At 62.3% G+C, this 22,587-nt stretch carries 21 protein-coding genes and 2 pseudogenes; 14 read left to right on the top strand and 9 right to left on the bottom strand.

The window, feature by feature from the left end:
* The first annotated feature begins 64 nt into the window (after positions 1–64).
* The 4 genes from NE850_RS00595 to NE850_RS00580 all read left to right on the top strand — a co-directional run bounded on the left by NE850_RS00595 (position 65) and on the right by NE850_RS00580 (position 5,533).
* Entirely contained in the window at positions 65–253 is a 189-nt protein-coding gene (locus NE850_RS00595; RefSeq protein WP_310698247.1) for a YHS domain-containing protein, read from the top strand.
* A 416-nt stretch (positions 254–669) separates the two neighbouring features.
* A complete protein-coding gene (locus NE850_RS00590; RefSeq protein WP_310698246.1) occupies positions 670–3,087 on the top strand; it encodes a heavy metal translocating P-type ATPase in 2,418 nt (805 codons plus the stop codon).
* A 400-nt stretch (positions 3,088–3,487) separates the two neighbouring features.
* Complete coding sequence (locus tag NE850_RS00585) at positions 3,488–4,303, top strand: creatininase family protein (RefSeq protein WP_310698245.1); 816 nt, start codon at positions 3,488–3,490, stop codon at positions 4,301–4,303.
* 57 nt (positions 4,304–4,360) lie between these two features.
* On the top strand, positions 4,361–5,533 hold the full coding sequence (locus NE850_RS00580) for a YncE family protein (protein ID WP_310698244.1): 1,173 nt from the start codon (positions 4,361–4,363) through the stop codon (positions 5,531–5,533).
* A 209-nt stretch (positions 5,534–5,742) separates the two neighbouring features.
* Here NE850_RS00580 and NE850_RS00575 read toward each other — a convergent pair whose 3' ends face one another.
* From NE850_RS00575 to NE850_RS00565, 3 genes are all read right to left on the bottom strand, one after another.
* Positions 5,743–7,323 carry a multicopper oxidase family protein gene (locus NE850_RS00575; RefSeq protein WP_310698243.1) on the bottom strand — a complete coding sequence of 527 codons (1,581 nt, stop codon included), beginning with the start codon at positions 7,321–7,323 and terminating at the stop codon, positions 5,743–5,745.
* An 89-nt stretch (positions 7,324–7,412) separates the two neighbouring features.
* The gene (locus tag NE850_RS00570; protein ID WP_310698241.1) at positions 7,413–7,829 is read right to left on the bottom strand and encodes a hypothetical protein; all 417 of its coding nucleotides are present in this window, start codon (positions 7,827–7,829) and stop codon (positions 7,413–7,415) included.
* A 309-nt stretch (positions 7,830–8,138) separates the two neighbouring features.
* Positions 8,139–8,396 (bottom strand): ATP-binding protein, encoded by a 258-nt coding sequence (locus NE850_RS00565; RefSeq protein WP_310698240.1) that lies wholly within the window; start codon positions 8,394–8,396, stop codon positions 8,139–8,141.
* Between the two features lie 713 nt (positions 8,397–9,109).
* On the opposite strand from NE850_RS00565, the gene NE850_RS00560 reads away from it, so the two are divergent.
* From NE850_RS00560 to NE850_RS00535, 6 genes are all read left to right on the top strand, one after another.
* Complete coding sequence (locus NE850_RS00560) at positions 9,110–9,409, top strand: hypothetical protein (RefSeq protein WP_310698239.1); 300 nt, start codon at positions 9,110–9,112, stop codon at positions 9,407–9,409.
* On the top strand, positions 9,406–10,839 hold the full coding sequence (locus tag NE850_RS00555) for a TolC family protein (RefSeq protein WP_310698238.1): 1,434 nt from the start codon (positions 9,406–9,408) through the stop codon (positions 10,837–10,839). The genes NE850_RS00560 and NE850_RS00555 overlap by 4 nt, the downstream gene beginning before the upstream one ends.
* Position 10,840: 1 nt before the next feature.
* A complete protein-coding gene (locus tag NE850_RS00550) occupies positions 10,841–12,136 on the top strand; it encodes a copper oxidase (protein WP_310698237.1) in 1,296 nt (431 codons plus the stop codon).
* A 63-nt stretch (positions 12,137–12,199) separates the two neighbouring features.
* The gene (locus NE850_RS00545) at positions 12,200–12,550 is read left to right on the top strand and encodes a copper-binding protein (RefSeq protein ID WP_310698400.1); all 351 of its coding nucleotides are present in this window, start codon (positions 12,200–12,202) and stop codon (positions 12,548–12,550) included.
* A gap of 77 nt (positions 12,551–12,627) precedes the next feature.
* Positions 12,628–13,002 (top strand): copper homeostasis periplasmic binding protein CopC, encoded by a 375-nt coding sequence (copC, locus tag NE850_RS00540; protein ID WP_310698236.1) that lies wholly within the window; start codon positions 12,628–12,630, stop codon positions 13,000–13,002.
* Positions 13,002–13,943: a CopD family protein gene (locus NE850_RS00535; RefSeq protein WP_310698235.1), complete on the top strand. Its 942-nt coding sequence runs from the start codon at positions 13,002–13,004 to the stop codon at positions 13,941–13,943. Before copC ends, NE850_RS00535 begins: the two co-directional genes overlap by 1 nt.
* Positions 13,944–14,163: 220 nt before the next feature.
* Here NE850_RS00535 and NE850_RS00530 read toward each other — a convergent pair.
* Positions 14,164–14,493, bottom strand: a pseudogene (locus NE850_RS00530) (transposase); the annotation flags it as partial.
* Between NE850_RS00530 and NE850_RS00525 the strand changes: the two are divergent.
* Positions 14,485–14,700: pseudogene (locus tag NE850_RS00525) on the top strand (transposase); the annotation flags it as partial. The pseudogenes NE850_RS00530 and NE850_RS00525 overlap by 9 nt on opposite strands.
* A 161-nt stretch (positions 14,701–14,861) precedes the next feature.
* Here NE850_RS00525 and NE850_RS00520 read toward each other — a convergent pair.
* Complete coding sequence (locus tag NE850_RS00520) at positions 14,862–15,494, bottom strand: class I SAM-dependent methyltransferase (protein ID WP_310698234.1); 633 nt, start codon at positions 15,492–15,494, stop codon at positions 14,862–14,864.
* A gap of 871 nt (positions 15,495–16,365) precedes the next feature.
* On the opposite strand from NE850_RS00520, the gene NE850_RS00515 reads away from it, so the two are divergent.
* Genes NE850_RS00515 through NE850_RS00505 form a run of 3 tightly spaced genes read left to right on the top strand, consistent with a single transcriptional unit; the run spans position 16,366 to position 18,217 of the window.
* Positions 16,366–16,812: a hypothetical protein gene (locus NE850_RS00515; RefSeq protein WP_310698233.1), complete on the top strand. Its 447-nt coding sequence runs from the start codon at positions 16,366–16,368 to the stop codon at positions 16,810–16,812.
* A gap of 9 nt (positions 16,813–16,821) precedes the next feature.
* Entirely contained in the window at positions 16,822–17,526 is a 705-nt protein-coding gene (locus NE850_RS00510) for a P-loop NTPase (protein ID WP_111484456.1), read from the top strand.
* The gene (locus NE850_RS00505) at positions 17,519–18,217 is read left to right on the top strand and encodes a hypothetical protein (RefSeq protein WP_310698231.1); all 699 of its coding nucleotides are present in this window, start codon (positions 17,519–17,521) and stop codon (positions 18,215–18,217) included. The genes NE850_RS00510 and NE850_RS00505 overlap by 8 nt, the downstream gene beginning before the upstream one ends.
* Before the next feature lie 80 nt (positions 18,218–18,297).
* Here the strand turns inward: NE850_RS00505 and NE850_RS00500 are convergent, their stop codons facing one another.
* The 4 genes from NE850_RS00500 to NE850_RS00485 all read right to left on the bottom strand — a co-directional run bounded on the left by NE850_RS00500 (position 18,298) and on the right by NE850_RS00485 (position 22,301).
* Entirely contained in the window at positions 18,298–18,495 is a 198-nt protein-coding gene (locus NE850_RS00500) for a DUF6900 domain-containing protein (protein ID WP_405044782.1), read from the bottom strand.
* A gap of 188 nt (positions 18,496–18,683) precedes the next feature.
* A complete protein-coding gene (locus tag NE850_RS00495; RefSeq protein ID WP_310698230.1) occupies positions 18,684–18,929 on the bottom strand; it encodes a hypothetical protein in 246 nt (81 codons plus the stop codon).
* Between the two features lie 109 nt (positions 18,930–19,038).
* Positions 19,039–21,342: a ParB/Srx family N-terminal domain-containing protein gene (locus NE850_RS00490; RefSeq protein WP_310698229.1), complete on the bottom strand. Its 2,304-nt coding sequence runs from the start codon at positions 21,340–21,342 to the stop codon at positions 19,039–19,041.
* Positions 21,343–21,467: 125 nt separating this feature from the next.
* On the bottom strand, positions 21,468–22,301 hold the full coding sequence (locus tag NE850_RS00485; RefSeq protein ID WP_310698228.1) for a DUF932 domain-containing protein: 834 nt from the start codon (positions 22,299–22,301) through the stop codon (positions 21,468–21,470).
* Positions 22,302–22,587: the final 286 nt, after the last annotated feature.

Here is a 22,587-nt window from a genome sequence, read left to right as displayed (position 1 = left end):
CGCGGCGTAACTCATGTGTCTGCGGCAGCGGACATCGTTTTCTACTGAACAGGAGGATATCGATATGCAAGTCACCGACCCGGTTTGCGGCATGCCGCTGGAAAGCGGCGACGCTGCGGCGAACGAGACATGGCAGGGCCGCACGTATTATTTTTGCTCCGCTTCCTGCCACGGCAAATTCCGGGCCGCGCCCGGTCAATACGCAGGCAAGACCAGCGACGGAGGGCCGCCGGCCGGGTCGAGCCGACGCTGACCCATCCGCTTGATCCACTGTGCCGCACAAGGGGGAGGCCCGTCGAACGCCGGTATGAACACCCGATTGACCTGTCCGGACGTTGGCACCTCAGGCTATTGAAAACTTGTAGGGCCGGCTCGCGAAGAGCGGGTTGCTGCCGGTTTCATGGGCACCGGGATATGGCTTGATGTGAGTCAAGCTGAAGGGGTAATTGGGGCCGACAATGCATAAGCGTGTCTTGCACATTGATCGCAGCACCTGGATTCAGCGCATGCCAACGTTGCTCTTGGGGGGTGTCGCCTGCCGCCATGGCAGGGCACAGTTCGGGCAAGCATGGCCAGGTTGGGAGAGAGGGGCACGCTGCATCCGGCCGCCCGCCAGCCCGGTTGAGGTAGCCTGTGATGCACGCGCAGTGACCTTTGAGTGGAGTTCCCATGCAAGACGAACACATTGTCCATCACTCCCACCCGGAAACACTTGCCGGAGACGCTGCAGATGCTGCGAAGGGCGATGTCCGGGACCCTGTTTGCGGAATGCGCATTAATTCAGCCACCGCGCGTTCTACCGAATTCGACGGGACGACCTACTATTTTTGCAGTACAAAGTGCAGCGATGCCTTCAGGGCGGAGCCGGCGAAATATGTCCATGTGTCGGATCATCGCCAACCGGTGGTTCAGTCGGCGATCGAAAGGAAAGCCGGTGTCGTTTATACCTGTCCGATGCACCCGCAGGTGCGCCAACCGGCACCGGGTAACTGCCCGATCTGCGGGATGACGCTCGAACCCGTCATGCCGGCGGCGACGGAGGAGCGCAATCCCGAACTGGAATCGATGACCCACCGGTTCTGGGTCGCGCTGGTGCTGTCGATCCCGCTTCTGTGGATCACTACGGGGGCAATGCTGCCCTCGCTTGACCTTGGCGCACTTATCAATCGCCTTGGTGCCAATCTGGCGTGGCCGCATCTGATGTCGGTGACGTGGTCGGAGTGTGCCCAGGCGTTGCTGGCGACGCCCGTTGTGCTATGGGCGGGCTGGCCGTTTCTGGAACGCGGCTGGCGCTCGTTCGTCACCTGGCAACTCAACATGTTCAGCCTGATCGGGTTGGGTGTCGCGGTTGCCTATGTTTTCAGTCTCTTCGCCTTATTCTTTCCTGCGCAATTGCCGCAGGCTTTCCGGCAGGGAAACGACCTTCCGCTCTATTTCGAAGCGGCGTCGGTGATCGTCACGCTGATTCTGCTTGGTCAGGTGCTCGAGTTACGCGCGCGGTCACGGACTTCGAGCGCGATCCGCGATCTGATCAGTCTTGCACCGAACACGGCATTCCGGGTCAAGGCGGACGGCACCGAAGAGGAAGTGGGACTTGATGTCGTGGTGGTCGGCGATGTGCTGCGCGTGAAACCCGGATCGAAGGTGCCGGTTGACGGCGTGGTCATCGAAGGGCAATCGATCATCGACGAGTCGATGATTACCGGTGAGTCGATACCTGCCGAGAAGGGGGCCGGTAGCAAGGTCACTGGTGCCACCGTGAACCAGACTGGAGCATTCCTGATGCGCGCGGAAAAGGTTGGCAGCGAAACGCTGCTCGCGCGGATCGTCCAGATGGTCGCCGATGCGGGCCGCTCGCGCGCCCCGATCCAGAAGCTGGCCGATAAGGTATCCGGATGGTTCGTGCTCGCTGTCCTGGGAATCGCTGCGTTGTCATTCGCGGTATGGGGACTTGTTGGGCCGGCGCCGGCGCTTGCGCATGCACTGGTGGTCGCGATCAGCGTGCTGATTATCGCGTGTCCCTGTGCGCTTGGGCTGGCGACACCCGTTTCGATCATCGTTGGTGTCGGCCGGGGCGCGAAGGAGGGCGTGCTGATCAAGGATGCGGAGGCGCTCGAAATGATGGAAAAAATCGACACACTGGTGGTCGACAAGACTGGCACGTTGACCGAAGGCAAACCGCAGGTGCAGGCTGTCGAAGTGCTTGGCGGCATATCGGAGGCCGATGTGCTGTCTTACTCGGCGAGTCTCGAAGGGCTGAGCGAGCATCCGCTTGCACAGGCGATTATCGCCCGGGCGAAGGCCACCGATGCGGCGATCCAGGAAGTGAAGGATTTCGGCGCAGTACCCGGCAAAGGTGTCGCGGGCACCCTCGACGGTCATGCAGTGTTGCTTGGGAATGCCCGTCTGATGGAGGATAACCACGTCGACCTGGCGGCGCTGAACGAACGGGCGGAAAAGCTGCGCGAGCAAGGGCAGACCGTAATGTACCTGTCGATCGACGGAAAGCTGGCAGGCTGCATCGGGGTTGCCGATTCGGTCAAGAGCACAACGCCCGAAGCGATCCGGCTGCTGCGCGAATCCGGCGTGAAAATCATCATGCTCACCGGTGATAATCCGGTAACTGCCAATGCGGTCGCAAAGGCACTCGCTCTCGACGGCGTCGAAGCGGGCGTGTTGCCGCAGGACAAATACAGGCACGTTCAGGAACTGCAGAGTCAGGGGCGCATCGTCGCAATGGCAGGCGATGGCGTCAACGATGCACCTGCCCTTGCGCAAGCCAATGTCGGGATTGCGATGGGAACCGGGACGGATGTCGCAATGAGCAGCGCGCGCGTGGTGCTCGTGAAGGGCGACCTGCGCGGCATAGCGAAGGCGCGTGCGCTGAGTGTGGGTACGATGAAAAATATCCGGCAGAACCTGTTCTTCGCGTTCGCCTACAACGTGATCGGCATCCCGATCGCGGCCGGTGTACTTTACCCGTGGCTGGGTATCCTTCTCAGCCCCATTATCGCGAGCGCAGCGATGGCATTGAGTTCCGTTTCGGTGATCGGGAATGCGCTACGGTTGAGGGCGGCGAAAGTCTAGGTATCTCAAGTCGAGTGCATGCAGTTTGCCATGTGAGCCTCGCGATAGAAACAGCAGTTTCATGGTCGACGGACCCGCTTACTGCTTGCGGAACGGCAGAGCCCGTTCCCCCCGGGTAGAAGCCAGTCGCGTGATCCTGCGCCGCCGGCCGGAAACAGGCTGATCGCTCGGGTTGCGGTCACCGCGTCATCTGTCGTCAGGCTTAGTTCGGTAGTGCTCGACCATCGGGTGCGATTGTCTTTCGCGCACGCACCACCTGTCGCGCATCCTTGCACACCAATTCAGGCAATCCGGTCATCAGCGGGCGAATAGCGCCTGATTACGAAAGAGGCATTCCGTTGTCATCCGGAGTCCCGTAAACTGGCCCGTCGTACCGCTACCCTTTCTTTGAGGATTCAGGATGCGCCTCACCCTACGGCGAGCTTTCGCTTCCGTCTTTCTGTTTGTTGTTACCCAGGCCGTTCCTGCTCAGACACCGAAAACCGTTCAGCTGGAGGATCTCACCTGGACCGAGTTGCGCGATCAGATTCACGCGGGCAAGACGACCATCATCATCCCGATCGGGGGCACTGAACAAAGTGGGCCGTACGTCGCGCTCGGCAAGCACAACGTGCGGGTGAAGATTCTCTCCCAGCGCATTGCCGAAGGCCTGGGCAACGCGCTCGTTGCGCCCGTCATTGCCTATGTACCCGAGGGAGGCTACGCACCACCTACCTCGCATATGCGCTTTCCCGGCACGATTACCGTGCCTGACGACGTATTCGAAAAAACACTGGAAGCTGCCGCCAACAGCTTCAAGGTTCACGGTTTCAGGGACATCGTCTTTCTTGGCGATCATGGGGGCTATCAGAACGACGTCAGGCGGGTGGTCGTCCAGCTCAACAAGGCATGGGCAGGGTCTAATGCGCGGGCATTTGTGCCGCCCGAGTACTACGGCGTGAGTTCGGACGGCTACGCGCAGATTTTGCGGCAGCACGGGTATCGCGACAGCGAGATCGGTACCCACGCAGGACTCGCGGATACGTCGCTGCTGCTGGCGGTCGCGCCCCAGATGGTGCGGCTCGAACATCTGCGAAGTGGTCCGAAACCTGGGCCTGCCGATGGCGTCTACGGTGGCGACCCGCGTCGCTCAAGCGCAGAGATCGGCCAGTTGGGCATCGATGCGATCGTGTCGCAGACAATCGCCGCCGTCAGGAAAGAGACCGCTGGTCGCTAAGGGGGGGCTGACGTTCATTCATTTTTAATGATCACTGTCTCGATAACGGAAGTCGACATGCATCTGTATTCCCGTCGTTTGTCACGCTTTGCCCCGTCAATCAGTGCCGCTTTGGCCGGCTTATGTCTGGCCGGTGCTGTGTGCGCCGCACCGGCAGTTGCCACGGTAGCTGGCATGCCGCCCGTGGTGAATGCCAGCAATCTCTACAGCGAGGCGGGCGCTGCCCATCTCAGCCCGGCGGTGGCTGGGGCCTTGCCTCGCGTGTATGTGCCGAATCTACGCTCGAACGACGTCTATGTGATCGATCCGGCAACGTTCAAGGTGGTCGACAGGTTTCGTGTCGGCTACAGCCCGCAGCACGTCGTCCCGTCGTGGGATCTGCAGACGTTGTGGGTGGCCAACAATGCGGAAGGTCGACCCGATGGCAGCCTGACGCCGATCGATCCGAAGACCGGAAAGCCTGGAAAGGCAGTGATGGTCGATGATCCCTACAACATGTACTTCACTCCGGACGGCAAGGAAGCGATCGTGGTGGCAGAAGCGCACGCGCGGCTGGACTTTCGCGATCCGCACACCATGGCGCTGAAATCGAGCCTCGAGGTGCCGCAGTGCAAGGGAATCAATCACGCGGATTTTTCGATTGACGGCAAGTACGCCCTGTTCACCTGTGAATTCGGCGGAAAGCTTGCCAAGATTGATCTTGTTGACCGCAAGGTAGTCGGCTACCTCGAACTCGACAGGAAGGGTATGCCACAGGACATTCGCGTGTCCCCGGACGGCAAGGTATTTTACGTTGCCGACATGATGGCCAATGGCGTCTACGTGGTTGACGGCGACAGCTTCACGAAGACTGGCTTCATCAACACAGGGGTCGGCACGCACGGCCTGTATCCGAGCCGCGACGGCACGAAACTCTATGTGGCCAATCGCGGCTCCAATCTGATCCACGGACCGCGCCGCGGCAAGGGAAGTGTGTCGGTAATCGACTTCGCTACGCGCAAGGTCGTCGCAAACTGGCCCATTCCAGGCGGTGGCAGTCCCGATATGGGCAATGTCAGCGCGGATGGCAAGACGTTATGGCTGTCCGGCCGGTTCGATGACATGGTCTACGCGATCGACACGACCACCGGCGCGGTCAGGTCCATTCCTGTTGGCGCGGAACCCCACGGCCTCACCGTCTGGCCGCAGCCGGGGCGTTATTCGCTGGGCCACACAGGCAATATGCGTTAGCCTGCATCAGGACTGCACTCAGTCGTAGTTTGTCCGACAGGCGCGCTGCAAAGGCGCGCTTTCAAAGCGTTCGGTCGCGAGCGCGAATTACCCAGGACAATCAATCATGCGAGGTGGCATTGCGATACCAATCTGGCGTCGTCAGCGCAATTGCAGGCCACGTCAAGATCAGGGGTTGCCGCCAGCGGGGGCTGGCGGCTTCGCTGCGCTCAGGCGTTATACGCGAAGGTTGCCATCATGCCCGTCGCCATGTGGTACAGGTGATGACAGTGAAATGCCCACTGTCCGGGGTTGTTTGCATCAACGGCGATGGTGACCGAGCGCCCTGGCGGCACCAGCACGGTGTCCCGGATTGCGCCTGGGAAACGCCGGCCATCGATCGCGACGACCTGGAAATGATGCCCGTGCAGATGCATCGGGTGAGCCATCATGCTCGTGTTGCGCAGTGTCACCTCGGCCCGGTCTCCACGATCGACGGCGATGCGCGGACTCGCTTCGAGGCCCCATCGGTAGGCGGTCATGTCACCGGTGAGCGCCATGTCGAACGACTTGTTGGGGCGCCTCGATACGAGCGGCCTGGCTGCCCGCAGCTGTGTTTCGATGGCAAGATCGAGAACCGGTCCGCGCGTGCTCCCCGTGGTGGCGAGCCTGGCGACCCGCGCGCCTTTGGCCTGAAGGACGATGCCAGCGCGCTCCCTGCCACCTTCGCGTAGCGCCAGAATCGGAAACGCACGTGGCTCGCGGGGCAACTGCAGGCGGACATCAATGCGTTGGCCCATGCTCAACGGGAATCGCCGGCCCTTTACAGGCTGGACAGGCTGACCGTCAACCGCGATCAGCGTACCTTCGAGTTCACCGAAATCGACGGTGAAGGCCGTAGCAGTCGCGCCGTTAATTACGCGCACGCGGAGCCGCCCGCTGCTCTCTACCTGCACGATCTCCGGATCGTTGAGCGTGCGATCATTGGCAAGGTAAGCGTCGTAATCGATGTCGTTCAGATCCATCGGCATCGCAGAACCTCGCATCTGCATTCCGTCCGCCGAGCCCTGCCCGGTTCCGGATTCCGGCATCTCCATGCCGGACATACTGGCGTCGTCCATGGTCATAACGTCGTGACTCATCTGGCCGGCTGAGCGGGCAACCGGTCTACTCATGGCGTGTGCCGAAGCCGTGGTGGAGCGGTTCTGCGTCAGCCGCGCCAGTAGCTCCTGAGGGGTGGTGAAGGAGAAGTCATGCAGAAGAACAACGATCTCCTGCTCGTCGCGCTTCGCCTGGTCCGCGTCGGCCACAATGAGCGGCGCAGCCAGGAGCTGCTGTTCCTGTAGCGTGTGCGCATGCATCCAGTAGGTACCCGGATCATCGACCGGAAAGTTGAATGCGCGTTGGCTGCCAGCGGCAATGGGCGGCAGCGGGGCATCGGGGACACCGTCACTCGGCCATGGGGGTGTCAAACCATGCCAGTGCACACTGGTGGGTTCTGCGGTTTCATTACGCAGGACGACGTTGAACGAGTCGCCCGCGCGCAGCGTGAGACCCGGTGTACCGTCTTGCTGCTGAATACCATATACGCTGGCCGCACGACCATTCACTTCGATGGTCCGTCGTACGACGGCGAGTTGCGCAGGTGCGAGGCCCGCGGCAGATAACTCCCCAGCCCGAGCGGGCTCGACCAGCACAGGCCGCAGCGCCATCGCGGCGGCACCCGAAAGGGCGCTTTTGAGAAATCCGCGGCGACTTGTCGTCCAGGTGCTTGATAGCGCTGCAAAAGGTGCATCAATGAAGTTTTTCATCTTGATTTCCTCAACATAGGTTTGACCAGGCGGCCCCAATGAGGCTGCCAGGATGTGTCTGGACCGTACCGGTGGTACGGTCGGATCACTTATGCGAGGAAAAGTCGCGGCGGCCGCTCAATGCCGCCCGTCAGGAAGCGGGTGGCGGCGTCGGAAGCTGGATACCCGACATGCAGGATGGCAATTTCACGACCGGGCATGGTTGGGGAAGATGCCAACGCAACCGCACTGACGCAGCATGGAGCGGACATGCCGCACTGCCTGACTCCGTGGCCGCCATGCATTGAGCCGTCGTGGTGATACTGTGGCTGACGCTCGCCCATCACGTCTGGAAGATAGCGCGAGGCGTCGCCGTACTGAAGATCTGCGAAGCGCATATCACGCGTGGACAGCGACGCACTCATGCCCGACTGGAATTCGCAAGGCATTTGCGTTGCCGCTGTCGACTGAATCGGCAGACTCACAATCATCAGCAGGACGAGAAAAAGCGCGTGCCAGCGAGGCATGACTATCTTGATGGGCAAGGTTAAAGGCGAATTTTTTATCGACGACAGTGCGATGCAAATTCCCGGTCGATCCCAGAAGAAGCATCGGTGTATCGGCAGCGTCTGCTGTTGCGTTTTCGGACTCCGGGCGCTGCGCGCGCAATGGCGGCTAGTTGGTCAAGATGCTAACACCGCAGCATGCCGTTGCAGCGGCTGCGACGATTGGACGCGACGAACTTTGTCCCAGAGTGGGGCGATCCTGCAAGTCTGGTCGCCGGCGGTCTGTGCGAACGGAAAGTGCTGGAAGCTCAGGGGGAGGTCACGAGCCTGCTATCGATACGCCAAAATTGCCTGGACAGCGGCCGGACGTGGAAAACAACAGGGTGAAGGTCGTCGACTCACCGAAGCTCTCGACCTCAACCGTACCCGGTGTAGGTCGATGATAGATTTCACGATAGCAAGGCCGGGCCCGGTATTCCTGGCAGAGCCGTGTCGCGAGGTATCCACCCGATTGAATCGCTCAACAATTCTGTCGATATGTTCAGGGGCGATCGTCGTTCCCTGATTGGTCACGTTGATAACGTGCATCCGGGTGATTCAATCGGGGAAAGTACAACGGAAAATCCAGGGACTGCATGCTCAAGCGCATTCGATATCAAATCTCCGGCCGTCAGCAGCAGTACCGGAATCCGCTTTTGTACCTTTGAGCTTGTATTCGGCGAGCCGCTGCGTCCCTGGAGAGCATGCATTATGCCGTGATATATTCCGGACCTTACAGGCTGCTTAATCTGCGTGTTAGACTTCGTAACCATGTCGTACTGGCGCAAACTTCTCGTCATCGTGCTGCTGATATTGAGCCTTCCGGTTCAGTCGTTCGCGGCCGTCTCCATGAAATGCGAGTCCTCGCATTTCATGGGCGAAGTGACGTCCACGCAGTACGTACGTGAGCCTGAACCGATTAGTGGTCGTGATATGCGCGGTATGGTGACTGCTGACGTTTCTCACCATACCCATCAGCATGGAGACGCGCATCATGCGCACTCCTGCGCGACGTGTGCGTCCTGTTGCTTCGGCGTAGCATTGCCTGCAATCCCTACGGTGGCAACGCCTGCCGGCATGGCTCACTTTGCGATTCCGCTCCCACCCCCGGTCAATGTCACATCGTTTCTGACGGGTGGCATCGAGCGCCCCCCTAAAACTTCTCTCGTCTAGCCCTTTGTCGCGGCCTCCGGCTGCGATGCACAATTTTGCCTGGATGGCCGCGTGTCGGCCATCCAGGTGACTGACGACGAGAAGAATCCATGCGAATGTCTATCGCGGCGCTGCTGGGCGCGGCGGCATTGCTGCCGGCGCTCGTGCACGCCACCACACTTCCTGACCCGGCCGACGCCGCCGCATCGGTTCCGGCGATCAGCGTGCCGTCCGCCTTCGCGGACTACCAGCCATACCGGGACCAGAAGGCGCCCACCTGGCAGGAGCTCAATCGGGCCGTGACGAGCTCATCGGGAAGGAAAGGGATGAGCCACGGCGCGATGCCGGCTGACAGCACCGACGCTAAAAACAACGAACACAGATCAAAACACGGGGGACCGGCGAAATGACTTCGCATTTCTTTTCGGGCGGCCGCATCGTTGCTGTTGCCAGCGCGCTGGTGTTTCTCGCCGGCTGCACGACCTTTTCGAAGGACGGCGGTTTCAATACCGTTTCGACCACCGCTTCCGGGCGTCTCGGGAAAGACGCCGTACTGGTGAAGACCGACGAAGACCGGGACGCTGTCGCAAAGCGAACGCAGCAATTGCTTTCCAAGCCTTTGAGCATGGATGACGCAGTCCAGATTGCACTGCTGAACAACCGGGGCCTGCAGGCCTCGTACGGCGAGCTCGGCATTTCCGAGGCGGACCTGGTTCAGGCCGGACGGCTCCCGAATCCCGGCTTCAGTTTTAGTCGTACCCATGGGGGCAACGACCTGAGCATCGACCGCACATTCACGCTCGGATTGTTGAACGTGCTCACACTGCCGCTGGCGACCCGCATCGAGAGCCGCCGTTTCGAGCAGACCAAGCTCCTGGCGGCGGATGCGATGCTCAGGGTGGCCGCTGACGCACGACGGGCCTATGTCAACGCGGTGGCCGCCGGGCAGGCTGCGGCATATGCCGCGCAGGTGAAGGATTCGGCGGAGGCCGGTGCCGAACTGGCGTTGCGGATGCAACAGGCCGGCAACTTCAGCAAGCTCGACTACGCGCGTGAGCAGGCTTTCTATGCAGACGCAGTCGCTCAACTGGCGAAAACGCGGCAGCAGTCTGTGTCCGCGCGGGAAAAGCTTACGCGGACGATGGGCCTGTGGGGTGCCGGGACGCAGTACACGCTTTCTGACCGCCTGCCTGACCTTCCCAGGACCCGGCCTGAGCTGAGCGATCTCGAGAGCTTCGCGATGCAGAACCGGCTGGACATCCAGGCGGCGAAGCTGCAGACGCAGAGTGTTGCGTCTTCGTTGGGGCTCATCAAGGCGACGCGCTTTATCAACGCGCTTGACGTCGGATATCAGAACAATTTCACGACCTCCGATGGCCATGAGCAGGGCTACGAAATCAGCGTCGAGATTCCTGTCTTCGACTGGGGTGGCTCGAAGGTTGCGCGCGCCGAAGCGATTTACATGCAGTCGGTCAACCGTGTCGCCGAAGCCGCGATTAACGCACGCTCTGAAGTCCGGGAGTCTTACTCGGCCTATGTAACCGACTATGACGTCGCGAAGCACTACCGCGATGAAGTTGTGCCAATCCGGAAAACCATTTCCGACGAACTGCTGCTTCGCTACAACGGCATGCTCGCAAGCGTGTTCGAACTGCTGTCGGATTCACGCGAGCAGGTCGGCGCGGTGAACAGCTATATCGACGCGCTGAAGGACTACTGGCTTGCGGAGACCGACCTTCAGCAGGCGGTCGGTGGCCGTCTGCCGCCGCTCGCAACGGCATCGACGCCATCCGCACCCGCGACGCAACCTGCGTCGCCCACAGAATCCGAAGGTAAATGAAATGGTGTCACGTCGAAAATTTCTCGGCGGCTCGGGGGCCGCGCTGCTCGGAGCAGCATTGGTGAGCAAGGCTGGTGCCGCGTCGTTGCCTGAGGCGCCCACGATGGCCAAAGCCACCATGCAACCGCCCCTCACGCCTCCCAATGGCCGTCCGTACGCGCCCGTTGCCACGCTGAACGGCTGGTCGCTGCCGTGGCGCATGAAGAGCGGCTGGAAAGAATTCCATCTGATTGCCGAGCCTGTCGTGCGGGAAATGGCGTCGGGTATGAACGCGAACCTGTGGGGCTACAACGGACAGGCCCCAGGCCCAACAATCGAGGCTGTGGAAGGCGACAAGGTCCGCATCTTCGTCACCAACAAGCTGCCGGAGCACACCACCGTTCACTGGCACGGAATGCTGTTGCCGTCAGGCATGGACGGTGTGGGTGGCCTCACGCAGCCGCACATTCCGCCGGGCAAGACGTTCGTCTACGAGTTCGAGCTCGAGAAGCACGGTACCTTCATGTATCACCCGCACGCGGACGAGATGGTGCAGATGGCAATGGGGATGATGGGGACATTCATCGTCCATCCGAAAGACCCCGGTGTCATGCAGGTCGACCGTGACTTCGTGTTCATCATGTCCGCGTACGACATCGACCCGGGCAGTTTCACGCCACGCGTCAATGAGATGACTGACTTCAACATGTGGACGTGGAATTCGCGTGTCTTTCCGGGCATTGACCCGTTGCCGGTACGTGCCGGGGACCGCGTGCGTATCCGGTTCGGCAATCTGACGATGACCAATCACCCCATCCATCTGCACGGTTATCACTTCGAGGTCGCAGGCACGGACGGCGGCTGGATTCCTCCGGCCGCGCGCTGGCCAGAAGTCACGGCGGATGTGGCGGTGGGTCAGATGCGCGCCATCGAATTCACGGCGAACCGGCCCGGCGACTGGGCATTCCACTGCCACAAGTCTCATCACACGATGAATGCGATGGGGCACCAGGTCCCAAATCTGATCGGTGTGCCGCAGAAGGACCTTGCCAAACGCATCAACAGGCTGGTGCCGGACTACATGGCAATGGGCAGCACGGGCGGTGCGATGGACGAGATGGAAATGCCACTGCCCGATAACACGCTACCGATGATGACTGGGGCCGGCCCATTCGGTCCACTGGAAATGGGCGGCATGTTCACCGTTGTGAAGGTTCGCGAGGGACTGGGACGCAAGGACTACCGCGACCCGGGTTGGTTCAAACACCCCAAAGGGACGGTTGCCTACGAATACACCGGCGAGTTGCCGGACAGCTAGTTTTGGTTGCGCCGGACACGGTGCCCGGCTCGTTTTTATCCTTTAAACACTGGAGAAAGCATGATGAAGAATGTAATTGCATCGATTGCAATCGGTTGCGCATTGGCGGTTTCAGCATCGGCCCATGCCGCTGGCGAAATGGGCAACATGGACATGGGTGGTAGCGGCGCACAGCAGGCTGGCGAGGCAAAGAGCGGCATGTCGCATGGGGAAATCAGGAAAATCGACGCGGCGGCCGGAAAGTTGACGATCAAGCACGGCCCGCTGGAAAACCTGGGCATGGACGCCATGACGATGGTGTTCAAGGTCAAGGACCCCGCAATGATTTCGCAGGTCAAGGTCGGCGACAAGATTGATTTCGTCGCTGAGGAGGTCGACGGTGCACTGACGGTGACGAAGCTGCAGAAGAAGTAAGAATCCTCGGGGTGTTGTGACCGTACGTGACCGAACGCACGCAACACCCACTTTGACTATTCAGGATGCGCAAGAACATGAAAACATTCACTCGCAGGCAACTGACGGGGCTGACTACGGCTGCCGTCATCGCATTCGTGCCGGCTGCTGCGTTCGCGCACGGCAAGCTCGAAGGTGCCATCCCGGCTTCTGGCAGCACCGTTGACGTGGCACCCAACGCGCTAAGGCTTACTTTCAACGAAGACCTGGAGTCAACTTTCAGCACGGTGAAAGTCTCTGATTCGACCGGTGCTGCCGTAACCACAGAAAAGGCCCAGGTCGACGCTTCGAATTCACGCGTGCTGATAATTGCGCTTCCGAAGCTCTCGTCGGGCTCTTACTCTGTGCAATGGGCTGTGATGACACATGATGCACACAGGACCAGGGGCACATACACTTTCCAGGTGAAGTGATGAATGACGGTCTCCTTGGCATCCTCCGGCTTGCATTCGTTGCCCTGCAAAACCTTGGCTTTGCGGTGGCCGTAGGTGTACTGCTCAGTGACCGCTGGCTCGCGCGGCGGTCGTCGTCCTGGCAGGCGAGCGTTAGCAGACGGCTTGTTAGCACCCTCCGTATTGCATCTGTCGGCGCACTGCTGTCGAGCACATTTGCCTTCTGGATTCATTGTGCGTTGATGAGCGAGTCCACGCTTCTGGGGGCAGGACCTGCGATCGGCTCGATGCTGGCGGAGACCAGCTTTGGTCACGCCTGGCTGATTGGCGCCGGATTGATGCTATGCGTGGTCATTCTTTCCTTTATCCAGGCCGGGAAATCAATCCGGTTTTCTGTGGTTATCTGGTTGGCTCTGGGTGGTGTCGCCTTAGCGCGCAGCAATGGAGGACATCCGGTCGATGCCGGCCTGTTCAGCCTGCCCGTATGGGCGGACTGGGTACATCTGCTCGCCATCAGTGCGTGGGTGGGCCTCGTGCTGGTTACCACGTACGTTGTTGCGCCACGTTTTCTCAACGCTCCGGGTAGCGAGCGCGTAAATAGCGCAGCGTATATCCAGTCCCTATCGGATGCAGCAACGCTTGCGCTGGTTATACTTTTTGCCACAGGCGCCTATAGCGGCTGGCGCGGTGTCAGGTCGCCAGGCGACCTTCTGGAATCGGACTACGGACAGATTCTGTTGTTGAAACTCGCGCTGGTGTTCGTGGCTGCAGTCCTCGGAGGACACAACCGCTTCTTCGAGATGCCCAAGCTGCTCGCATCGTTGAAGAACGCCTCCCCGACGTCCCCCCTGAAGCCTCTAAAGCGCTTTGCCGCAGTACTGCATGTCGAATCGGTAGTACTGGCAGGGGTGCTGGTCGCCGCTGCGGTGCTTGTCTCCAGTCCACTGCCCGGCACGTTGTAGTCCGTTGTCCACCGTCTGTTTCTCACGCCCACGCAGATGGTCACCGCCGAGGGGGGGATTCAAGGCGGCATCCCGCCAGATTCACTTCAGGCAAAGGTCATCTTTTACAGGACCTGTCAGCGCGTCAGGTCTTTTTTTGTGCTCGATTAGCATAATTCGCGTTCTCGCTTCCCAAGCGGGATTCAACGTGGATAGCTTCGATTGTGTCATTCGGGTGGCCGACCGATTCATAGGCTTTCAGATACACCTCTTCATATTTCACGCTTCGCCACATGCGCTCGACGAACACGTTGTCTCGCCAGGCACCTTTACCGTCCATGGATAAGCGGATGCCCCGGCTGAGCACGGCCTCGGTGAACACTGTCGCGGTGAACTGGCTGCCCTGGCCGGTATTGACGATCTCAGGTTGCCCGTACTTCGCGAACGCCTCTTCCAACGCCTCGACAGCGTGCATCGCCTCCATCGTGATCGCTACGCGGTGGGCCAGTACCTTCCGGCTGGCCCAGTCCACCACGGCGGTCAGATACACGAAGCCGCGCGCCTGAACTATATCCAGCCGGGCAAGCCGCAGCAGAACGCCTACGTGAAACGCTTCAACCGCACGGTACGTTATGAATGGCTGTCGCAGTACTACCGGGATGACCTGGCGCACGTCCAGCAGTTCGCAACGGAATGGATGTGGCAATACAATCACGAGCGCCCCAACATGGGCCTTGGCGGGGTAACACCTAAACAGCGGCTGATGGCCGCCGCATAGCCTCTACTTCTGAACCGCGTCAAAAGTGGAGGGATTACCTCGAGTACGACATTGACGCCACGGCGCAGCGTGACATTACGGACGGAAATCATAAGGAGCTACTTCGGAGAGGAAGGGCATGATGGCCGGCCGGACGTACATACGGGACAGCCTCTGTCGTTTCAGGCAACCGGTTTGCGCCACACGCTGGCCAGCCACGGCTGCCGCTCACGCGGCAAGCCGGCGGGCCGGTAATAGTGCTCGATTTCGACGAATCCCGCGCCCGCCATATATCGGCGCCATGCTTCGAGATCATGGAATACGCCGTAGCGGTCGTGGCTCCACCCTTCTTGATTCGTGCCGCGCGGGTTGGAGCTGAAAAGCACGCCGCCGGGCTTCAGTGTCGTGTGCAATTGTCGTAACACGCGCGGTAATGCCTGACTCGGGACATGGAACAGCGTGGCGTTGGCGAAAATGCCGTCAAAGTGCGAGGCCGGCAAATCGAGATGCAGGAAGTCCTGCTGCCAGACGTCGAAGCCAGTCGCGTCACGCGCCATTGCAGCGAAGCGCCCTGCGCCATCGAGGCCGACCGCGCAATGGCCGAGTGTAGTGAAGGCCTTGAGATCGCGCCCCGGCCCGCAGCCGAAATCCAGGATCGTAAGAGGAGGCTTGACTTCGATATGGCGCAGCAGCGCCGCGATGTTCTGCGTGACGTCGTGGTAGGACGTGCCGTCGCGGAAATCTTCCGCGTGCGCGTCGTAGTGCTGCAACGTGACGGCACTGATTGTATCGAGGTCGTGGGGGGCGAGCTTCATGGAGGAAGTATATCTCGGGACATTTCCCGTACGACTACGTCGTACCTCCGGTGTCATCGGTTGTGGTCGGGTGCCCAAAACCGGCGCTAGCCTATCCTGCAATACCGTGTTTTCCGTGCGCTTTTTGTCGCCCGGCGTAAACGTTTTGCGCAGGGGTTTCCGCCACGGCGTAAACCTTCTGTTCAGGCCCTGAAGCATCGCGTGCGAACGACGTGAGCAGGACGTACGTACCGGGGTGCGCAGACGTGTCACTCGCGGCGCGAAGCAGATGCGTATGGCGGTGCGTGAACGACTACGCGAGCGATGCGCGAACGGCGTGCAAAGCGGTGCGAAGGGTCGTCCCATGCAGTGTTGCATCCTGTGCGCACCGGATGCGTACTGCTGCACGTATGCGCTCGCACTGACAGGTGAATGCAGCGCACAACGTCAGACGGACGCTAGGCGTTGTCACGCAGCAGACGATGCGCGCGGCAGTCGTGATGGATGGTCAATGTAAGGGGCAGCGACGTGCGTTGATAGTGTGCAGTCGGGTGTCGCGCACGGCAAACCGGCGGACGATGTCCGTGCGTAACACGCGTGCAAGGCGGTGCGAACGCGAGGCGTACGGCGTGCGTAGTGGGGTGCGTAACGGTGGTGTGTGGGGGTGGTGTGTCGGTGGGTGTGTCGCGTGCGCACGACAGGCGTAAAAAAGTGCGTTGTTCCCATGACGTCCCATCGCATCCCAGGCGTTCCCGTGTGCGTTTGTCACGTGGAAAAAGGCCGTTGACGCGTGCGCGTGCAATGCGCAGGATGGTGAGAACGCCGTGCGCAGCAACGGTTGCGAAGCGGCTGGTGCGAAGGCAGATGTCAGCGTGTGCGCAGGAGGGTGACCATGCCTGTCGCGAAGGTCTATGCAAAGTCGCAGTGGGAGGCGTTCGGGCGCGCACTCGATGCGCTTCCGGAAAAACCGGATACCGAACGCGGAGTGACGGTTCGCGACGCGATGAAGGAGATGCGCGCGCGCGTGCGCGCGGCACAGGCGAAGGGCTATACGCTGGAGCAGATCGCGGAGGCGGCGAAATCGCACGGCATCGAGATCACGGCAGGCGCGCTGCGCTATGGGCTGCGCGCGGCCGCGAAGGGCGGTGCGAGCGGCGCACGCGCACCATCGGGCACGAGAGCGTCAGGGCCGGCCGCGACATCAGCGACACGTGCGCCTGACAATCCGGCGCGCACAAATCCGGTTCGCCGGGATGGGGGAAAGACCGTAACGAAACAATCCATGCCGGTACAGGGCACACTCGGATTTGCGATCCGGCCCGACACCGACGACCTGTAGGGAGTCGCGATGAACACGACAGCGGACACGGCAGTCAATCCGATCTACCTCGTTGGCGGCGGCAAGGGCGGCGTCGGCAAGAGCGTGGTTGCGCTCGCCCTGGTCGATCACCTGCAACGCAGGGGTGTGAACGTGGTGCTGGTGGAAAACGACACGTCGAACCCGGACGTGATGCGCGCCGTCCACGACGAGATCGGGTGTGCGTCGTTCGATCTGGATACGGCGGGCGGCTGGATCGACGTGGTGAACTACTGCGATGCGCATCGCGATGCCGCCGTGGTGGTCAGTACGGCGGCGCGTAACCAGGACGGGGTCAGCCGCTACGGCGCGACGCTGGGCAGTACGCTCGGTGAACTCGGGCGGCGGCTCGTCGTGCTGTGGGTCATCAACCGGCAGCGCGACAGTCTGGAACTGCTGCGCCAGTTCAGCGAAACGTTCCCGGATGCGACGGTGCATGTCGTGCGCAATGGCCTGTACGGTGCGCCCGAACGCTTCGTGCTGTACCACGACTCGAAGTTGCGCAAGGCCATTGAGGCGAAGGGCCGGTCACTGGATTTTCCGGAACTGGCGGACCGGGTGGCGGATGACCTGCGCAGTCAGCGGCTCTCGGTGCGCAAGGCGGTAGAGACGCTGCCCATCGGGCAGCGGGCGGAACTGCTGCGCTGGCGGGCGTGCTATGACGCGATGTTCGCGCAGGTGACGGGCCATGCGTGAGCGGCGTTCGCGGCGCACGCGGCCCGCCGATCCGCTCGCGCGGCTTTTTCTCGAAATCAGTGGCGCGCTGCCCGACGACGGGAGCCTGCTGCGTATGCGTCGCGTGTCGGCCGCGCTGAACCTGCGCGACAACGATGCGCTGTGGTCGGTCCTGGCGGTGCTCGAATACTACGTGCGGCTCTACGAAGCGATACCGGAGCGCATCCGCCAGGCGGGTGCGGGCGGTGTCGATGTCGCGCGTGCCGAAGCGCACGCAGCGACGCAGGCGCTCATGGCGCAGCATCGTGAGGCGCTCGAGCGCTGCAAGGAAACGATCGCCATTGCGGAGGCGATGACCGTCGAGCATCAGGCGCGCCATCGCGCGGCGCTTGCGGCACTGAATCGCGATGCCCTGGCGGCGCTCACGGCGCACGCGGCGGACCGGATTGCGCAGGCGGCGGGAAACCGGCTGGTGGGCGCGACGGTGATCGCGGCCCGCGAGCAGCGTCAGCGGATCGACGCGGCGCTCGGCGCATTCGAGGGCATCGCGATGCGGCGGCTGGTGCGCGTGGGCTACGCGCTGGCGGCAGGTGCCCTGGTCATGACGCTGATGGCGGCGGGCGCGGGCGGCGCGGCAGGGTGGTGGGCAGGCATGCACTGGGCGCGGGCGGCTTACCCGACGCCAGTATCGTCGCCGACACAGCGGCGGTGAAGCACGCAACGGCGTCGGCTTTACCCTCGCTATCGTCGTGCCGTGGACGGCCCGGTTCCCTGTATCGCGTGGGGACCATCCTAGCGGGTGTGCTTTTCTGCATATGCGGCACCCGCAAGCCATGCGGCTTCGAGTGCTTCCCTGATGCACCAGACTGCGGTGTCATGGAAGTCGAGGCGGTCGGCGTACCGGGTTTCAAGGGTTTCGAGACCGAGGGTCGTCGCGGCGATTTCGGCTAGCTGCTGGTTTGCAGCGGCGGGCAGGGTGGACGGGTTCACGGGCGTCTCCGGTCAGGTCGTCGGGACATATCATGCGCACCATTCACGCGCGGTTTCACGGGAACAGCAAGTGTTTTGTGCGCGGCTTTCGCACGGATCGGCAGCGCCTGGCCGGACTGGCTGCGGTTGCGGCTGCTGCTGTGGCAGGCAGACGGCGGCCCCCCGTTCGCCACCGTCTGGCTGACGGGTCAGGCGACGGGAGCATCGCCTTCGATGAACGCAGCGGCGTTGCGGAGCATGCCGGCTGCGGCGTCGAACTGGTCGAAGGCGACCATCGGGCTGCCGTACCCTTCCTCGCGGGCGCGCAGCAATGCCATGTCGTAGTGGCGACCGTGCTGATACTGCGTGTCGGTTGCCTCGACGGCGGTAAGAAAGAGGTCGGGTGAGCCTGATGCGTTGGCCGCGACCACGACCATGCGGATACGCCTGAACATGATGGATTCTCCGGTTCGGGTGGAGACGCGCAGACGGCGGGGCGTGATGCGGATGCCCTTTCGTCTGCGCGGCCCTGTGGCGGAACGGTGGTGGTCCGATGGGCTGCCGTCAGGCGGCGAGCGGACCGGACTGTTCCGTGCTCGCGGCACCTACGCTGTCAGCGGTCGGGAAGGGCCACGGTGACGGCGTGCTGGCGGCGGCAGGCGTGTCCTGCGCATCGGGCGGCGTATCGTTGACGTGTTCCAGTCCGTTGCCGTTGCTCACGTCGGCATCCGCGACGGGTTCGCCATCGGCATCGTCACCTTCCGACGCTTGAGTGCTGCCTGCGGGATCGCCGTGATCGCTGTCGTCGTCACCCTCGGCGTGCGCAGCGTCGTCCCCTTCTTCGTCCGCATCGTCGCTGTACCGTCCGCCCCATGAGCGGGCGGCGGGAACTTCCCGGTCGGTGAAGACTTCCGGCACCCAGGCGACTTTCGCGAGCCGCAGTTCGGCAGCGGCTGCCGCGTCGGCCTTTTTCATCTTTTCCAGGTCGGTGGCGGCTTTCGGCGAGACGGCGGCGGCGACGACTTCGGCGATGCGGGTCTTGCTCACATGATCGAAGTACGTGGCGCGGGTCGGCTTCCAGTACCGCGTCATGTCGAGGTTCAACGCACCGGCGAGGGCGTTGATCGCATGGGGCTTTTCCTCTCCCGCGATGCCGTCCAGCAGGGTGCCGGTACAGAAGGCGAGCAGGTCGAGCAGCGTCGTGCCGGGGTCCTGCTGAACGAGCCACGGCAGCAGGTCGGCACGTTTCGCGGGCAGTGCCGCGAGCCACCGTTCGCGTTGCGACTCGATCGCACTCCACGCGGCACTGGTGCCGAGGTCGTCTGCGGCGCGCAGCAGACTGTCCTGATTGTTCGTGCCGGTCAGTGCGAGGAAGTCAGGTGCAGCCGTGTGACCGAAGTGGTCGGGGAATGCCTTCGGCACCAGTTGATGCAGCAGGGCGGCGAGTGCCACAGAGGGCTGCGCGACGAGTTCGGCCTGCACGGCGGCCGTACGGTGGGCGGTGAGGCGCTGGCAGAGTTTCGCGCTGTGAACCGGGCGGATTTTCGGCGCTTTTGCCGACACCGTTTCGTCCGCTTCCGCCTCGGGGGTGCCGGAGACTTCCGCGCCCGCCGCTTCCAGCGTGCTGGCGTTTTCCCGGCGCACAAGGCCGCGCTCGATGACGAGTTCGCCCTGCTGGCCGACGATCACGAATGCGCCCGCTTCGGCCATCTGCTGGTCGTCCCATACGAGTGCAACGCTTTCGAGCGCGATGAGCGCTGCATTGACGCGTTCGATTTCCTCGTTGAGCCGGTCGGCTTCCTCGTAGGCGTTTTCGTCGTCCTCCGGGAGGGCTTCGAGCTTTTCCGCGAGTTCGTCCTGCTGCGCGGTGAGGGCGTCCATCTGCTGCTGTTCGTCGTCGGTGTATGGGCGCTGCACCGGGCGCAGCCTGCCGTAGCGGTTCAGTTCCAGATAGTCGCGCTCGGCGCGCGTCTCGACCCAGCCCCAGCCTTCCGCACGCACTTCCCCGGCGGCGGCGTTGAGCTTCTGCGCGACGAGCTTCTGCAACAGTTCCGCGTCGGCAATGTACCCGGCATTTTCGTCGTCGCTGAACAGGTCGCGCCTCACATACCCGCCCGCCGCTTCATAGGCCGCGAGGCCGACAAAACGTACCAGGCGGCTGCGGCTCGCGTCGATTTCGGCGCGCGTAATCGCCTGGCGCAGATAGTTGGGCTGGCGCTGCCAGTCGTTCGAGTCGAACCAGATGTGTTCCTGCGTCTCATGGTCGTCTGCGAGCGCGAGGGCGGCAAGCTGATCAAGCGTGATGGCGTCCTCCCGCAGCAGCGCGAGCAGCTTCGGTGACACGTTCGCGAGTTTCATGCGCCGCCTGACCGTGAGCGGGGAGGCCGAGAAAAGTGCCGCGATGTAATCGACGCTGCGCCCTTCCTCGGCCAGCATCCGGTACGCGCGCAGCACGTCGAACGGGTCGAGTCCTTCGCGTTCGCTGTTCTCGATCAGCGAAATCGCGAGGGCTTCGCCTTCGCTGACGATGCGCACCGGCACCGGGTAATCGGCGGCGATGTCTTTCTGCCCGAACAGCAGGTCGAGCGCCGCCTCGCGCCGACGGCCCGCGCAGACGCCGTAGCTCGGCCGCTTGCCGCGCGAGCCCTTCATTTCGTGGACGATGAGGTTTTGCAGCAGCCCCTTGGCGTGGATGCTCGTGGCGAGCGCCTCGATACCCGCGAGGGGTTTCGTGCGGACATTGAGCGGCGAGGGGCGCAGCGCAGAATACGGCACGGTGACGACCGGCTGTTCGTTGCCGAAACTGGTTTCGAGCGGCGAGGCGGCGGCGCCGGTGTCTGCCGTGGTGGTTTGCACTTTCGCTTGCATGACTGACTCCAGAAGGTTGAAAAGAAATTGCCGGGTCCGGGTGGCGGAAATGTTCAGGGCTTGACCCGGAGAGGAGTCCTGAACAAGGGAAACGGTGGGCGGCGGTTCTCGCCGCCCGGTGCGGCTTACGCCTTCAACTGGCGCATGGATTCAGCGAGCATCCACAGCGCGCGGTTGAGCTTCACGTTCTGGTCGATGCCGGTGACCGGACGCGTGGACATGGCGCGGCCACTGCGCGAACGGCCGTGCAGACCGCCTTTGGTCATGTTTTCCTGGACCCGGTTGAACACCGTCCAGAGGTCGTCGCGGCGGTCCTCGAAGCGGCGCGGCGCGAGCAACTGACTTTCCGTGACAGGGGCGGGTGCCTCGGCGTCGGTCGGGTCGTAGCGCAGCGTGAGCGCGGAGCGGGCAAAGGCATGCTGTTCGTCGCGGTCGAGCGTGACTGCACGCATGCCGTCCTTCTGCTCGCGGATCAGTTCGAAACCGTCGAGCACGTCGAACGCGCCGTTGATGACGTTCTGGACGATGTTGCCCTTGTGCGGGACGCGGATATCGCGCACGTTGTCGCCAACGACCATGCCGTTGTGGCAGACAAAGCGGAATGCACCAGCCATCATCTGGTAGCTGCTCGTGCCGTCGTGTGAGTTGAGCAGGATGATTTCGTTGACGTCCTCGCCGGTGATTTCGCTGCCAGGGCGAAGACGCAGCATGTGCTTGGTGAATTCGCGGCGGTCGTCGTGACGCACGCGCGTCTGGCAGACCATGAAAGGCTGGAAGCCTTCGTTGCGCAGGCCGCGCAGCACGTCGATGGTCGGGATGTAGGTGTAGCGCTCGGAGCGGCTTTCGTGCTTGCCGTCCGCGAAGATCGACGGCGCGACGCGGCGGATCTGGTCGTCCGACAGCGGCGCGTCGGAGCGGAGCATCGGGGAACCGTAACGGAAGGAGGAAGCGAGTTGCATGACACTCTCCACAGAAAAAAGGTTGAGGGGTGTTGCGCTGACCGGGCCCCAAGATTCCGCCCGCCTCGTAGGGGTTGGGCTCGTCCCGGTGGAACCCGGGGTTGGCAGTGCTGCCGCCAGTCCCCTGAGTTCGCGCCCGTGCGACTCAAGGAGCCGATGGCCGCCCGGCGTCAAGGAAAAAGGCGAGGGAGGGGTGCGGGCAACACGGTCCCTCGCCCCTTGACGCCGGGCGGCCATCGGCTACGGTCGCGGGTGTCGGGCGGGAACTCAGGGGGCAGGCGGCTGC

This window comes from Paraburkholderia sp. USG1, from assembly GCF_031570135.1.
In the GTDB taxonomy this organism is placed as follows: Bacteria; Pseudomonadota; Gammaproteobacteria; order Burkholderiales; family Burkholderiaceae; genus Paraburkholderia; species Paraburkholderia dioscoreae.
Note: the sequence above shows the minus strand (reverse complement) of the source record. Positions and strands in the feature narration are given on the sequence as shown.

Coding starts and splice junctions, on each gene's coding strand:
- NE850_RS00595 (WP_310698247.1), top strand. CDS start 65: ATGCAAGTCACCGACCCGGTTTGCGGCATGCCGCTGGAAAGCGGCGAC.
- NE850_RS00590 (WP_310698246.1), top strand. CDS start 670: ATGCAAGACGAACACATTGTCCATCACTCCCACCCGGAAACACTTGCC.
- NE850_RS00585 (WP_310698245.1), top strand. CDS start 3,488: ATGCGCCTCACCCTACGGCGAGCTTTCGCTTCCGTCTTTCTGTTTGTT.
- NE850_RS00580 (WP_310698244.1), top strand. CDS start 4,361: ATGCATCTGTATTCCCGTCGTTTGTCACGCTTTGCCCCGTCAATCAGT.
- NE850_RS00575 (WP_310698243.1), bottom strand. CDS start 7,323: ATGAAAAACTTCATTGATGCACCTTTTGCAGCGCTATCAAGCACCTGG.
- NE850_RS00570 (WP_310698241.1), bottom strand. CDS start 7,829: ATGCCTCGCTGGCACGCGCTTTTTCTCGTCCTGCTGATGATTGTGAGT.
- NE850_RS00565 (WP_310698240.1), bottom strand. CDS start 8,396: ATGCACGTTATCAACGTGACCAATCAGGGAACGACGATCGCCCCTGAA.
- NE850_RS00560 (WP_310698239.1), top strand. CDS start 9,110: ATGCGAATGTCTATCGCGGCGCTGCTGGGCGCGGCGGCATTGCTGCCG.
- NE850_RS00555 (WP_310698238.1), top strand. CDS start 9,406: ATGACTTCGCATTTCTTTTCGGGCGGCCGCATCGTTGCTGTTGCCAGC.
- NE850_RS00550 (WP_310698237.1), top strand. CDS start 10,841: ATGGTGTCACGTCGAAAATTTCTCGGCGGCTCGGGGGCCGCGCTGCTC.
- NE850_RS00545 (WP_310698400.1), top strand. CDS start 12,200: ATGAAGAATGTAATTGCATCGATTGCAATCGGTTGCGCATTGGCGGTT.
- copC (WP_310698236.1), top strand. CDS start 12,628: ATGAAAACATTCACTCGCAGGCAACTGACGGGGCTGACTACGGCTGCC.
- NE850_RS00535 (WP_310698235.1), top strand. CDS start 13,002: ATGAATGACGGTCTCCTTGGCATCCTCCGGCTTGCATTCGTTGCCCTG.
- NE850_RS00520 (WP_310698234.1), bottom strand. CDS start 15,494: ATGAAGCTCGCCCCCCACGACCTCGATACAATCAGTGCCGTCACGTTG.
- NE850_RS00515 (WP_310698233.1), top strand. CDS start 16,366: ATGCCTGTCGCGAAGGTCTATGCAAAGTCGCAGTGGGAGGCGTTCGGG.
- NE850_RS00510 (WP_111484456.1), top strand. CDS start 16,822: ATGAACACGACAGCGGACACGGCAGTCAATCCGATCTACCTCGTTGGC.
- NE850_RS00505 (WP_310698231.1), top strand. CDS start 17,519: ATGCGTGAGCGGCGTTCGCGGCGCACGCGGCCCGCCGATCCGCTCGCG.
- NE850_RS00495 (WP_310698230.1), bottom strand. CDS start 18,929: ATGTTCAGGCGTATCCGCATGGTCGTGGTCGCGGCCAACGCATCAGGC.
- NE850_RS00490 (WP_310698229.1), bottom strand. CDS start 21,342: ATGCAAGCGAAAGTGCAAACCACCACGGCAGACACCGGCGCCGCCGCC.
- NE850_RS00485 (WP_310698228.1), bottom strand. CDS start 22,301: ATGCAACTCGCTTCCTCCTTCCGTTACGGTTCCCCGATGCTCCGCTCC.